This is a genomic window from Pedobacter suwonensis (genome assembly GCF_044762335.1).
In the GTDB taxonomy this organism is placed as follows: domain Bacteria; phylum Bacteroidota; class Bacteroidia; order Sphingobacteriales; family Sphingobacteriaceae; genus Pedobacter.
Genome location: NZ_JBIWEB010000002.1, coordinates 128,895 through 142,515 on the forward strand (window position 1 = coordinate 128,895; position 13,621 = coordinate 142,515).

Below are 13,621 nucleotides of genomic sequence, written 5' to 3' on the forward strand. Positions count from 1 at the left end.
AGATGAAGAAATTAATTTCGGCATTAATGGTTGTAGTTGCTTTTACAACTTCAACTTATGCTCAAACTGATGCGAAAGCTAAAGCCATTTTAGCAGAAGTGAGTAAAAAATACAAATCGTATAATGTAGTGAAAACAGACTTCACCTTCACGCTGGATAATCCGAAAGCGAAGGTTAAAGAAACCCAGCAAGGTACTTTGTACGTTAAAGCCAATTCTAACAAGTATAAAGTAGCCATGACTAACCAGGAATTGTTTAGTGATGGTAAAAGCCAGTGGACTTACCTTAAAAAAGATAAAGAAGTACAGGTAAGCAATGTAGATAACAGTGGTGATGCGATTAATCCAGCCAAGATTTTCACGGTTTACGAAAAAGGATTTAAATACGTGTATACAGGAGAACAAAAAGCAGGCGCTAAAACTTATCAGATGATTGATTTAACTCCTGTAGATGCTAAAAAATCGATTTTTAAAGTACGTTTAAGTATTGATAAAGCCGCTAAGCAAATTGCAAATGTGGTGTTGTTTGATAAAAACGGAAACAAATACACTTATAATGTGAAAACATTTTCGCCTAACGTAAATGTACCGGAAACTACGTTCGCTTTTGATGCCAAAAAATATCCTGGTGTTGAAGTGGTAGATTTAAGATAATCGTTATTGCCGCCCGGGCGGCGTGAAACCTGAAAGGTTCAGTTGGAAACAGCTGAACCTTTTTTGTTTACGGAACTTCAATTGGAATTGATATTTGTATCTATTAGCTAGTTATTGATGTACTTTGATTAAATTATGTTAGTAAGGTGTCTTTTTTTTTAAAAGCAATCGCATTGGTGCTTGGTTTGCAGCAGTCCCGCCATTCGCTATAGGCCCGATGAAGAACCGGCCGCTGCCGCTGCTGTCGGGTTTAAGTGGCCTGGTTCTTTTAAGATATAACGTTTTCTAGCCAACATTTATAAAATAGAGATTCTTAGCATGAGGTTAGCTCACTTCAAAAAGATAGGCAAGAGCGAAATTTGTTCCCGATGTTTATCTTTCGTGTTGGCAAATTTAGATCAGTGATTATTTAGTAAGAAATCGTCATCTCCGTAGCGCCTGCCCGTACAGGCGGGGAGAGATCTTTTTTGAACGTAGTTTCGGCATTATGTTAGCTCGCTTTAATAACCACACAGGTTTTACCGAAGGACGCTGTCAATCCCAAGAGCCGGAGAAATCAAAAAAACAGTTGCAGTTCAGGCAAATTAGCACTTACAAACCTGAAACGCAGTGGTTTTGTGTTCATCAGAAATGATTCGAAGCTTTTGAAAGAATTGAACACAAACCCCGCAGGGCTCAATCAGACCAAAAAGGACGCAAACACAACTGATTAAACGAAGTGCCGCTGTTTTTTTGATGCGTATGAGATTGTGCAAAAGGCTCATTGCTGGATTGACAAAGCGCTTTGGGTACTTTGGCGCGTCAAAATGCGCAGCATTCTTGAACACCACTAAAAACAATATTAACTGTGAAAAACTGCCATGCCACCGCGGCATAGAGCGGAAGAAAAATATCATAATTAATTGTGTTCACACGGTAGCTTAAAATGGGAACCACGGAGTGCTCAGCGAAGCTAATCTCAATACGATAGAACGGCAAATAAGTAATTCCTTACCAAATCATTAAGATGCCCAGTCAAGCTGAGCATGGCGACATTGCCAAATTTAATTCTTTTGCCAGCTCTAAATCTGTTATTTTGGTATAGCCTCATCTTTCCTGCTGCTAAGACCCTGAAATAATTACCTTCGGATTTTTACGATTTATGAGTACTACTTACAAGCATGAATTTTACGCTGTATTTTTTATTCCTTATTTAATTACGGGAACGATTGCATAGATATATATGATTTATCATACATAATTGTATTTTAGTTGTTAATTTCATGCTCAGTATTAACCAAATATAATTCTACAGACATGAAAAAAAAATCAGGTATTCTCCTACTCGGGATGGCTATTGCATTGTTCGGATGCAAGAAAGACAATACAACAGCGGCTGATCTTGCAGATGGTCAGTCTTCCGTACAGCCAAACAAAATGGAACTTGCTACAGCGGCAGTAAGTGCTACAGTAAGCACAGAAGCTGCTTTAAAAACGGCCATAGCAAATGCGCAGCCGGGTGACGTGATTACGGTAAGCGGTACCATTTACTTAACCAGCACCCTTCAGTTGCTTAAAAGTGGTACATCAAGTTCTAAAATCAATTTTACCGGTGGTATACTGGATTGTTCAGGTATTTCTGGTGCCAACTGGGGGGTAAAAGTAAATGGAAGCTATTGGAATATCACCAATATGACCATTAGAAATGCACCAGACTGCGGGATCGTTTTCCAGACAGGCGGTTACAACTACGTGAATAAGGTTATTACACATGGAAATAAGGATTCCGGGTTACAGATCTACAACGGGGGCCACCACAACAGCATCAATAATTCCACTTCGTACGACAATTATGACGTAGCCAACGGAGGTGAAAACGCTGATGGTTATGCCTGTAAGTTATCTGCAGGCGCTGGTAACCAGTTTAATTCCTGCAATGCCTACCACAATTCTGATGACGGATGGGATTTGTACGGACAACCTTATACCGTTGTCATCAATAATTGTACGGCCACCAATAATGGTTACAGTACAAACGGTGATGGAAATGGCTTTAAGCTGGGCAGCGCAGGCCAAAATGTTGCACATACTGTGACCAATTGTACCGCCAGCAATAACAAGGGAAGCGGTTACGACGGTAACGGAAACATGGGGCATATTACTACCACAGGCAGCGGTGGCTCTGGTAATGTAAAAGGTCTTTTTAACCGAATTTACTAAAATTGCTCTCCCCGTAAAAAGGTTCAGCTGGAAAACAGCTGAACCTTTTTTGTTTTATTGAAGTTAGATTTTTAGGTATAGCGTAGGGTATATATCGCCTTATTTTGAAAAGCAATTGCAGCAATTCTTAGGTTGTTGCAGTCCCGCCATTCGCTATAGGCCCAATGAAAAATCGGGCGCTGCCGCTGCTGTCGGGTTTAAGTGGCTTGGTCGTGTTAAGAAACAATGGTTTTTAGCCAACACTTAAAATCGAAATTCTTCGGGATGTGTTAGCGTATTTCAGTAAAAATAGGTAGGAGAGAAAATGGTTCCCGATATTTATCTTTCGTATGGAAATATTTATACTAGTGATTATTTTTTTAGCACAGATTCTTATAGGGATCGTCATTCCCAACTTGATCCGATTGCTATCGGATGGGAATCGTAATGCAAGTGCTTTAAGATTCCCGCATTCGCGAGAATGACGACCGCACTAATGGATTCTGTCAACAATGGTATATCTATTAAAAAAAACCACTACGCTTAGGTTTGGCAGTACTATTTGTTCTTTCCTACAACTGTTTTTTTGATTTCTCTGGCTCCTCGGATTGACTGCGTTCTTCGGTTAGCGTAGTGCTTTTATTTAAGGAAGCTAGCAAAACGCCTAAAATTGTTACTAAAAAGAGCTTTTCACGAAAGATATTCGTACAGGTTTTTATTAGCCAAACCAGAGGATTTGGATCAAAGGCTTACAATGAATCATCTCGACCATAGCCGAAAACCCTAAGGCTCTGCGAAGCAAAATCTTTTAACATAGTTCAAAGATTTCTCCATTTCGCTTCGCTTCAGTCGAAATGACGACGATTTTTTAAATCTGTCAATGAAAGGGCATAAGTAAAGCAGATGCAAGACTTTCGCAACCGATTGATCCATAGCCCTGATTTTCTAATTGTTTTAGAAATGAACATTACCCCTACATTTTTTTCCTCCCGTATTTATGAATGCTGCGCAGATTTATCTAAGTTTGTTTCCAATGTCATTGCCACTAACAAACCATACTTTAGAGAAATTAGAAGCCCTGCTTTTGGCCATGGGTTATAAGGTGCGTTATGAGAAAGGGAACTTTAAAACAGGTTCCTGTCTGCTCGAACATAATAAGGTTGTTGTAGTCAATAAGTTCTCCAATCTGGAAGGCAAAATTGCTGCGTTAGTTACATTGGTAAAACAGACCAATGCCGAGGAAAACCTGCTGGACGAGAAGCGACGCCAGTTTTATCAATCTTTACAACAAACCGAATTATTTTAATGAAGATACAAAGCAGGGATTACTTATTTAGAAAGGAAAGTTTAAGCAGATGAAAGTTACTTTTTTAGGTACCGGTACATCACAAGGCGTTCCTGTAATTGCTTGTAATTGTGAGGTTTGTAGATCTGCTGATAAAAGAGATAACCGTTTAAGGACTTCTATATTGGTGGAAACGGCTGATAAAACCATTGTAGTAGATAGTGGACCGGATTTCCGTTATCAGCTTTTGCGCGAGAAGGTAAAAGACCTGGATGCGGTTTTATTCACCCACGAACATAAAGACCATATTGCGGGTTTAGATGATATCAGGCCCTTTAATTATCTGCTCCATAAGGTAATTGATGTTTATGCTACCGAAAGGGTACAAACTGCTTTAAAAAGGGAATTTTACTACATTTTTGCCGAAACCAAATACCATGGCTTGCCGCAGATTAACCTGCATACGGTAACCAATGGCGAAGATTTTAAAATTGGCGATAGCACCATTACACCTTTCGAAGTGATGCACCATTTATTGCCCATTACAGGTTACCGGATCGGTGATTTTACCTACATTACCGATGCAAAAACCATCTCAGCACAGAGTTTTGAAAAAATAAAGGGATCAAAAATATTGGTATTAAATGCATTGCAGAAAGAACCTCATATTTCTCATTTTACCTTGGGCGAAGCCATTGCCTTTGCCGAAAGGGTAGGTGCCGAAACCACTTATTTAACGCATATCAGCCATAATTTAGGCTTACATGCAGAGGTAGAAAAAGATTTACCATCCAACATCAGGCTGGCTTATGATGGGCTGTCTTTGAATGTTAAATCATAAAGCTAGTGGTCAATTGTTTTATTAAAAAACAAAACTGCCACAGTAGCTACTCATTGATATTTCCATTCTGTCATCTGAAATAAAAGCCATCCAGGTGTGAAATGTTCTTCCTTTATAAAAAGCAGGAATTTCCAGGCTTTCTCTTTCTTTAAATCGCCTGGCGCCGCTTGTTTCGAAGATAGCCGTTTTGTTGTCCACATCATAGACCATCAGCATTGCCTGATCATATTTTCTGGTGTGATTGCCTTTTGAATTATCGATCCAGCTGAAGTGTACACCCGCATCGTCATGTTCCAGCTGAACCTCCTCCGCACCGCTGAGGTTTCCAAAGGTTAAACGCACAGCCGCATAGTCGATTTCACCGGCGGCATTTTGGGCATTCAGCATGTTATAGGATTTCGCAACATTATGGGCAGTAATCATCCGTTTTTTCGACTCCAGGTTAAAACCAATCCGGATAAAAGCAACAATAGGGCTTAAGAAGGTCTGCATCATGGTAAAACGGGATCTGCAGGCCTTTTGATCAGCACTACCGGTTTTGTTTTTAATCGATTTTCTGCGTTTACTCCTGATCACCCATTTACCATTCAGGTAATAACCGGTTACGGCGCCCACCGTCCCGGTGAAGCCGCCGTTAATTCCGTTTTCTATTTTTCCCATGATTGTATTAATTTATGTAATGCAAAATAGCAAACGGCTGATTAATAAACAAATAAGTTATATTTACTTTTGATTTTCATCGGTTTTTATACGGGTATAATTGTCATAAGTCCGACGAAAGCCCGGCTTAAGTGCGGAGAAAGTCCGTTGAAAAAGTTAGCTATGTCCTATACTGGAATAAGTTTACCATTTGCCGATACGGGAATAAGTTTCAGATGTCAAAAATTTGATCTCTTTAATTTAGTTCAAAAAATATTTTATGAATGTTGCAGCGCACTAGGGTTAATTTATATATTTGCAAACTTCAAACCCAGGTGGGCAACCCCGATAAATATCGGGATGGTAGACGCCTTCGGGAATGATCAAATAGTAATACCCAGGTGGCGAAATTGGTAGACGCACCATCTTGAGGGGGTGGCGCTGGCAACGGCGTGGCAGTTCGAATCTGCTTCTGGGTACAAAGAGTTTGGGTTTTACCAAACTCTTTTGTTTTTACAGGAGTTGGGAATGGCGGGGTAGTTCGGTCCGATAAATATATGGAAGACATATACAGACTTAATTATGTTTTATTAGTTATTGCAGTTGTTTGATTATCATTTAGTTAAATTCAAAAGCATATCATGCTCGCTATTTTTAAATTGTTGTTCAATATGACATTAAAAGCCCAATAAGGTTTTACAGCAATTTTAACAGAATTTTATATGTAACGTATTGATAATCATTCTTTAAATCCATGTGCTTTAGCCATATGGACAATTGTTCGGAATGTAATAGCTCCCACTCGTTTATGCCTGTAGCAATAATCAAGGAGTTCCAAGCACTTATATTCATCATAATTCTCGTCCAAGACGGATAATTGAAGGAAATAACGCTTTCCCAGATCAGCATTGAACGAATTTGCAATAGCAAGGGCGACTCTATACCAATCGTCATAAGATGTAGTGATGGATAGCTTTCTGGTCTGAAGGTATTTGAGCAGCCTTGCAAAAAGCCTCTTATTGTATGCCGCGTTAAATTTTGGCTCTTTGGTGTCCTCAAAGATCGGATTGGCTTTAATAGCGCTATTCTTAGACGATATAGTTTGTTCAACCGGCAATACCTCAAATTCCCGGAATTGATCATTTATCTTCAGTGCACTATCGTAGGAAACATAGCATAGTCTGCATAGGTCGCTGCCGGTCTTATCGATGTCTAGGTAATGTTTTGTTTTGAAATACTCCAGGATCTGGTCAAATGCGGCCTTATGTTCACTCGGTGCAATTCGTATGGCGAGAAGGGCTTTTAGTCCCTTTCCGGATGGAGAAACCCAGACAGCAATAACATGCTCATCATCTATCAGTGTTCTTTTTACTGAATCAATATCACCGTCGATATGGTCGATGTCGATTACTATCAGTTCGCTGTACCTTTTTAATTTGTCCTTTTTGTGGGGACCATCAAATGTACCCGAAAAGGTGATCGCGGGAAGTGTTCTTTTTGCCAATTTGTAGCTTTCGGTATTTCCTTGAGCGATAAATGACCGGCATTTCTGGATCTCAGCGCTATATTTACCGTTCCTGATCAATTCAAGTTCCTCTAGTAACGAAACCTCTGTATTGGACATCGCGAAAGTATTTTCGTATTTAGATATTATTATATCGCCGAGGTTCATCATTTATAATTATTTTACAAAAATGATAAATATATATATAACTTAGAGAATTAAGAAAGGGGAGTAGTGAGAGTGTGTATTTTATGTCACTCATGTAAGCTGGCTATTATAGGGCAAGCACTATAATATAGGTATTTGATACCGAAAAATGACTTGCGATCTCAGTTTAACCCGCAATTATCTAATGATAGAATATTTGTATATTTTAACCACTACTCTCAACCCTTTCTTTAATGAAATCTTTCGATGAGTATTTTAGCGAGGACAATATCATCAAGATGGTGGTCAAGTTCCGTATGGCCACTGCAAAGAAAAGACATAAGATCCATCTTATCCGTGATATCAGTTATCATGAAAAGACCAATCTTATTGGGAATGAGCGGTTCATGTGCCCAACAGATCTTTCTGCCATTCTGCCCCCAAGAAAAAAATGGATACGGCCACACAGGTATCAGCGGAGCAAGCTGAAATCTTCTCATGAGGTCACGATGGCTTCAATTCTCAGGAAGGTTAAGCAAACAGAAACATTTTTAGCCTCGGGGCTGCTAGTCAGGGCACCTAAATGGTACCGGAACCTTCGATTTTTTGTTGAAAAGGTTAGGCATGACGCCCTTTTTAGTGAAGATATTGTGCTCAATAAGCCTGATATTGTCCCCATAGAAAAGATTAAGCGTTCTCCAAAAGGGGAATGCAGGCCAATCGCCATGTATGGTTACCGGGATAAGATTATCATCGGACTCTGTTCAAAGTATTTTACGGATCTCTTTGATCCTGTTTTTCAAGAACCAGATTGCTCCTATGCGTTCAGATCAGGGCTTTTTACCAAGGTAAAGACCCATCACGATGCTGTCGATCATATCTTAAAGTTCCGTACCGTAAACAGAAAAGAATTGTGGTCTGCTGAATGCGATATCAAAAAATTCTTTGATTGCGTAAATCATGAACTGCTGATATCAATTTTTGACCGATATGTGCTGGAATTTGAACACCAAGGCATTTTTGTCGATAAGCGGTCAAGGTGTATATTCTATGCTTATCTGAATTCCTATGCATTTAATTTCGATGTATACTCACTCAATGGAACGTCCTATTTCGATCTGTTCCAGATTAAAAATGGCTTTTTCAAATGGGAGAAGGATTCACTGGTCGACCGGTTTTATCCCGGCGGAATAGATAACCTTAGGTTAGGGGTACCACAGGGTGGAGCACTTTCCTGCTTCATCTCGAACCTTTTTCTCCATGAAGTTGACATGGAGGTGTATAAAGCGGGATCGGATTCGGTATATGTGAGATATTGTGATGACATGGTTATCCTGCATAAGGACAAATCCGGGTGCCAAGAAGCACTCGACCGCTATAGCATTGCGATCGGTCATAAGATGCTGTTGATCCATGATCCGCAGGAGGTCAGTTATTCAACCGAGTATTGGGGTGAAAAGGCAACCAAGTCGAAAAAACCTTATTTATGGTCTACCGTTAGCTCCGGTGGAATTCCATGGCTTGCCTTTGTTGGATATCAGATCCGGTATGATGGCTGCATAAGGGTAAGAAAAAGCTCGATTGATAAGGAAAAGGAAAAGCAGAAAAAAGAAACCGATAGGGTGTTGAACGCTATTGACTTCAGGAATCCTGAAGATTTAAATCTGAATTCCCGGAAATCACTCGCTGCACTCGAGTTTGCACTTAATCACAGGTTGATTTCTATGTCGGCCGGCCGGATAAAATTGCATAATTACGGGACTGCAGATCCGACCATGTGCTGGACAAATGGTTTCAGGGCGGTTAGCAATAACCATTCTACCCGAAACCAGTTCAGGGGACTGGATAAAACCAGGGCTAATCAGCTGAAGCGTTTCAGGAAACAGTTGATGTTACTTGATAAGGTTTCGGAAGATGTTGATGATGTGGATATACTGCCCTACTATGGAAAGCCCTACAGCTATTATTGTTTTCTTGAACATGATATTGTCAAATAAGGCTCTATAAATATAACTTTAAAATCAATTTACATTTCAAAGAATCTTCAACTTTTACTTAGTAAGTAATTCAAGCCCTCACATCCGCAAGGGCTTAAATTTATTTTACTATCCATCTATCATTCAAAACTCCCTTTCCCAACTACATAACTATAAATCACTACATACTCGATCCCGTTCTTTTGAAAATGTTCTATAGGAATATCACCTTTTTCAAAGTAGACTGACTGACTTTCTATCGGAATGCCGCAAAGGATGGTATTGGGTTCCACATGATGATAAACCACATCATTTCTACTATTTGCAATAGCCATCAATGCGGATAAACTTTTGCTTGATCCTTTTTGGTGATACTTTGGATGGTGCGGGTGTTGATTGGCCGATACCCAGGCGCCGGGTACCATCGGTTTATAAAATTTGCCTAAAGGAATATCAAACCGGCGTGGCAAAAAACAAGAAGCTATGGTACCGCTGGGGTTGAGGGTTCCGGTTTCGATAAAGAAATGGGTAATCTTGATCCAATGCCGGGTAAGCTGATACACATATTCCCTAACGGCATTTTGCCCATCTTCTAAAAATTCTGCCCAACCGCTGTAACGTGGCAAAGTCATCGTGATTTCTGAAACATGCCCATCAATGTGATGTAGAGTAGCCTTTACCGTGCAAATAGCAGGTAATACATTCATGTTGTTGGTTACAGCTGCAACCTGAGCAGGGAGCTGTATGTTTTGTTTTTTACTTTTGGTAGTTCGCATAACCGTAAATAAAGTATCCTGGTCGCTGCGAACTACCAAATAACTCTTCACAGAGAGATTGAAAATGTGGGGCTACCACTCGACCAGGAATATTGTTAAAGAAATTTAATTGAATTTTAACCCTGTGTTTAAGTGAATGATGATATTAATTAGTAATTCGCATAGGCAATTTAGAAATAAAATCACAAATCTCAAAGAAAATATTAATTATTCTGGTTGCAGCGGCTATATTTTAGTTATTTTTATAGCTGGTTTGACTTTTTATCACTGCAGGAACTCTAAGTGCTATTTACCTCCCGTTTTAGATGATCCACAACAGCGATCAGTGCAACATCAAAGTGTGGTTTGGAAACATCTATACCGATAAAGAATTTTGTAGTGGCAATCAATTCGTTATTTTTTACCTTTTGTAAAGGTTACCTAATTTTGCCCCATCGATCCTAGTCCTTAATAATGGGGAATACCCTAATTGTTAGCTGGTGAATATGGGAAAAAACGATAGCGGATGGCATCATTTCTTAGCTATAAAAACCTTGACGACATATTAATGTGCCGCTAACGTGTGAGGTAATCTCATTTATAATGTAAGCAAAGTAGATATTTCTTATTCTTAAATAAAATATAAAAACAAAGCTACAGGACGGCCGATTTTTCCGGAATACCAATAACATCCCTGTAAATCACCATATATCCGGTTCCGTTCTTTTAAAAAACAAATGATTTTACCATAGGTCAAGACGGATTACCTTTTGCCAGACTACCTTTGGTAAAGCAAAATAAAAAAACACCATAATAACCATTAAATCACCAACTAAAAACTAAAAACCATGAGTACACTAAAATTAAAAGACGGAACAGAGATTTTTTACAAAGACCAGGGGCAGGGCCCAACCTTGATGTTCCACCACGGCTGGCCTTTATCATCAGATGATTGGGACGCACAGGTTATTTTCTTTTTACAGAAAGGCTATCGCGTAATTACGCACGATAGGAGAGGCCACGGCCGTTCCAGCCAGGATATTTATGGCCATACGATTGAACAATATGCGGCCGATGCGGCCGAGCTGGTAGAGTTTCTGGATTTGAAAGATGTGGTTCACATCGGCCATTCTACGGGTGGTGGCGAAGTGATTCGTTATGTTCATAAATACGCCAATGGCAGAGCAAAAAAAGCAGTATTGATTAGTGCTGTTCCACCGGTTATGGTTCAGAGTGAAAGCAATCCGGATGGTGTACCCATGTCTGTTTTTGATGGTATCAGAGAACAAACATTGAACAACAGGCAACAGTTTTATATCGATTTAACCATTCCGTTCTACGGCTATAACCGGGAGGGCGCAGTTATAAAAGAAGGTGTGCAAAGAAACTGGTGGAGGCAGGGCATGATGGGCGGAATTGTTGCGCATTATGATGGCATCAAGGCGTTTTCTGAAACTGATTTCAATGAAGATCTGAAAGCTGTTGATATTCCGGTCCTGGTGCTTCATGGTGAAGATGACCAGATTGTTCCTTACCAAAATGCTGCGTTAAAATCTGCCAAACTGTTGAAAAATGGAAAGATGATTACTTATCCTGGTTTCCCCCATGGTATGCCTACAACCGAAGCGCCAACCATTAATAAAGATATTTTAGCGTTTATTCAGTCTTAGTGAGTAAAGTTTTGGAGTGTGATTAATGGTTTCCACTCCAAATCATGCAATTTAAATATTCAAAATACGCCTGCAGATCGGTATGAGAAGGGCTGTATCATAGTTAAAATTGTCAATCCTGAAGGATAATTTATTGGATAAAAATCAATAACAATGACAGCTAATTTAGCAAATTGAAAGGCCAAGAGGCATCGTCATTGCGAGTAGGCTTTTTCAGCCGACAGCTAGCCCCGACTTTTCCGGGAAGCAATCTTGCAACGATCGCTACTAGCGTGCGCATTAAGATTGCTTAGTTTCTCGCAATGACGATTTTTCTATTGGAGTCTTTCAATGGTAGGGGTAATTTATTTAATAAAACTCAATATAAATGACAGTAGATTTGATAGAAATAAATCTCCTTGAGATCGTCATGATAAGAAGGCTTTTTCAGCCGACGAAGTCTGCCTGCTGCAGGCAGGCAATATTTATAGCAAGAGGGGCATTCGCAAGAAAGATTGCTTCGTCGTTCCTCCTCGCAGTGACGACTTTTTTACGGGCTGTGTCTATAGCAGCTTTTCGAAAAACAATGTTTTTAAATGCTTCAAAGGCGTTTTGATACTTTTACATGCTCAGTACAGGCTGAGCTCAACTTGACAAATTAGAGGTGAAATTTCAAATTTTATAGCGCCTCGTTTATTTTTTTAACAATTTAACTGTTCATCAATTCAGCACACAGGGATTGGAAGTAATTTTTTTAAAATTTTCAAAAACCAAATGCTTAAGATTCCGTTTCTTCGACATGGAAACTTTTAAGAGGCTACTTTCAATTATTTTAGACGTATTTTTCATTTGTCTGGTCGTTAGCGCCATTCTCGGCATGACCTTAGCTAAGCTGGCTTAATTTTTCATCTGATTTTTACAAACCATTACGTTATTTAATTTGCATGGAAAGTTTAGATTCATTTGAAAGGTTGCTGGCCATATTTTTTGCCACCATTTTGTTGCTTGGTTTCATTATCGGCACAGCCCTTTATCTACTGGTATAAACCCTGGCTTTTCAGGAGTTAATCCATTGGCTCTATTTCAGGCTGTCGAATTCGATGAACTCATATTCCGGCGAGCTCTCCAGTAATTGCCGGAGGATAGCACCATGACCGTTCCCGAATATGACCAGAATCCGGTCTTTTGGACTTTCGGTAATTTCCTGAAGGTTTCTAAAAATCCGCAGGTTCCGGCTGTACCAGTTTATTGCCAGGGCATCTGCACCTCTTTTATCATCTAACTTAAAATCACCCACAAGGTAAGCACCATGCCCAAGCTGGTGATAGCGCTTCGAGTTTGTATGTTTGAAGTATGCTAAAAGGGAAGTTTTAGCGCGTAAACTGTCTTCAGCTTTATACCATTGCTCATACATTTTGGAGTAAGGGTCTTCACTTTTATAGTCATAATCTTTAAACAAAGCTTTAAAATACTCCGGATCGATTTTGCTCAATGCAGAAACCATTGAGTTATCATCAATTGAATAAATGGTATCCAGCTTCAGTTCAGTTGCCAGCCGCATACCAAGCTGGTAGCGTTCATCCCGCTCCAGCCTGTAGGCTCCGTTTTTGTATGCTTTTAATTTCTCTGCCGCTTTCCATTCAGGAAAAGCCTCAATTGCAATTTTTGTAGGCCTGAATTTTTTGATATAGCTTACCAGATCAGTAAGTTCTTTTTGCCTGGATGCTGAAAGTACATCCACTTGATCACCGTTTGCGGTTATATGGGCATCTAATCCGGGATAGTGAAAATGAAAAGTCCCGACAAATAACACTTTTGTGCTTTGTTGAGGGAAATATGATTTTGTTGAAGATAAATTTTGATTGTGCTGTGCAAAAACGGATGAAATACCAATCAGCGATGGAATAATTATGGCTGCCAACCGGCTAAAAATTGTTTTTTTCATATTGTTGTAATGGATTTGTGTATAAGACAGGTATGCGTTATAAACGTTG

At 39.6% G+C, this 13,621-nt stretch carries 10 protein-coding genes and 1 tRNA gene; 7 read left to right on the forward strand and 4 right to left on the reverse strand.

The annotated features are described in order from the left end of the window. Window positions 1-2 precede the first annotated feature (2 nt). From lolA1 to ACIQXP_RS04165, 4 genes are all read left to right on the forward strand, one after another. Entirely contained in the window at window positions 3-653 is a 651-nt protein-coding gene (lolA1, locus tag ACIQXP_RS04150) for an outer membrane lipoprotein periplasmic chaperone LolA1 (protein WP_132401030.1), read from the forward strand. 1,296 nt (window positions 654-1,949) lie between these two features. Continuing rightward, complete coding sequence (locus ACIQXP_RS04155) at window positions 1,950-2,852, forward strand: right-handed parallel beta-helix repeat-containing protein (protein WP_387504585.1); 903 nt, start codon at window positions 1,950-1,952, stop codon at window positions 2,850-2,852. Between the two features lie 1,012 nt (window positions 2,853-3,864). Continuing rightward, entirely contained in the window at window positions 3,865-4,137 is a 273-nt protein-coding gene (locus ACIQXP_RS04160) for a hypothetical protein (RefSeq protein WP_387504586.1), read from the forward strand. Window positions 4,138-4,186: 49 nt separating this feature from the next. Next, a complete protein-coding gene (locus ACIQXP_RS04165; protein WP_387504587.1) occupies window positions 4,187-4,957 on the forward strand; it encodes an MBL fold metallo-hydrolase in 771 nt (256 codons plus the stop codon). 21 nt (window positions 4,958-4,978) lie between these two features. Here ACIQXP_RS04165 and ACIQXP_RS04170 read toward each other — a convergent pair whose 3' ends face one another. Then, a complete protein-coding gene (locus ACIQXP_RS04170) occupies window positions 4,979-5,617 on the reverse strand; it encodes a DUF6266 family protein (RefSeq protein WP_387504588.1) in 639 nt (212 codons plus the stop codon). Window positions 5,618-5,991: 374 nt separating this feature from the next. Between ACIQXP_RS04170 and ACIQXP_RS04175 the strand changes: the two genes are divergently transcribed. Next, window positions 5,992-6,075, forward strand: a tRNA-Leu gene (locus ACIQXP_RS04175). Between the two features lie 260 nt (window positions 6,076-6,335). On the opposite strand, the gene ACIQXP_RS04180 is transcribed toward ACIQXP_RS04175, so the two are convergent. Further along, window positions 6,336-7,271 carry a BT4734/BF3469 family protein gene (locus tag ACIQXP_RS04180; protein ID WP_387504589.1) on the reverse strand — a complete coding sequence of 312 codons (936 nt, stop codon included), beginning with the start codon at window positions 7,269-7,271 and terminating at the stop codon, window positions 6,336-6,338. 230 nt (window positions 7,272-7,501) lie between these two features. On the opposite strand from ACIQXP_RS04180, the gene ACIQXP_RS04185 reads away from it, so the two are divergent. After that, window positions 7,502-9,244 carry a reverse transcriptase domain-containing protein gene (locus ACIQXP_RS04185; RefSeq protein ID WP_387504590.1) on the forward strand — a complete coding sequence of 581 codons (1,743 nt, stop codon included), beginning with the start codon at window positions 7,502-7,504 and terminating at the stop codon, window positions 9,242-9,244. A gap of 119 nt (window positions 9,245-9,363) precedes the next feature. Here ACIQXP_RS04185 and ACIQXP_RS04190 read toward each other — a convergent pair whose 3' ends face one another. Then, entirely contained in the window at window positions 9,364-9,999 is a 636-nt protein-coding gene (locus ACIQXP_RS04190; protein ID WP_387504591.1) for a hypothetical protein, read from the reverse strand. Window positions 10,000-10,826: 827 nt separating this feature from the next. Between ACIQXP_RS04190 and ACIQXP_RS04195 the strand changes: the two genes are divergently transcribed. Beyond that, on the forward strand, window positions 10,827-11,648 hold the full coding sequence (locus ACIQXP_RS04195; protein ID WP_387504592.1) for an alpha/beta fold hydrolase: 822 nt from the start codon (window positions 10,827-10,829) through the stop codon (window positions 11,646-11,648). Between the two features lie 1,057 nt (window positions 11,649-12,705). Here ACIQXP_RS04195 and ACIQXP_RS04200 read toward each other — a convergent pair. After that, window positions 12,706-13,572, reverse strand: a complete 867-nt coding sequence (locus ACIQXP_RS04200; RefSeq protein ID WP_387504593.1) for a DUF5694 domain-containing protein — start codon at window positions 13,570-13,572, stop codon at window positions 12,706-12,708. Window positions 13,573-13,621: the final 49 nt, after the last annotated feature.

Coding starts and splice junctions, on each gene's coding strand:
- lolA1 (WP_132401030.1), top strand. CDS start 3: ATGAAGAAATTAATTTCGGCATTAATGGTTGTAGTTGCTTTTACAACT.
- ACIQXP_RS04155 (WP_387504585.1), top strand. CDS start 1,950: ATGAAAAAAAAATCAGGTATTCTCCTACTCGGGATGGCTATTGCATTG.
- ACIQXP_RS04160 (WP_387504586.1), top strand. CDS start 3,865: ATGTCATTGCCACTAACAAACCATACTTTAGAGAAATTAGAAGCCCTG.
- ACIQXP_RS04165 (WP_387504587.1), top strand. CDS start 4,187: ATGAAAGTTACTTTTTTAGGTACCGGTACATCACAAGGCGTTCCTGTA.
- ACIQXP_RS04170 (WP_387504588.1), bottom strand. CDS start 5,617: ATGGGAAAAATAGAAAACGGAATTAACGGCGGCTTCACCGGGACGGTG.
- ACIQXP_RS04180 (WP_387504589.1), bottom strand. CDS start 7,271: ATGATGAACCTCGGCGATATAATAATATCTAAATACGAAAATACTTTC.
- ACIQXP_RS04185 (WP_387504590.1), top strand. CDS start 7,502: ATGAAATCTTTCGATGAGTATTTTAGCGAGGACAATATCATCAAGATG.
- ACIQXP_RS04190 (WP_387504591.1), bottom strand. CDS start 9,999: ATGCGAACTACCAAAAGTAAAAAACAAAACATACAGCTCCCTGCTCAG.
- ACIQXP_RS04195 (WP_387504592.1), top strand. CDS start 10,827: ATGAGTACACTAAAATTAAAAGACGGAACAGAGATTTTTTACAAAGAC.
- ACIQXP_RS04200 (WP_387504593.1), bottom strand. CDS start 13,572: ATGAAAAAAACAATTTTTAGCCGGTTGGCAGCCATAATTATTCCATCG.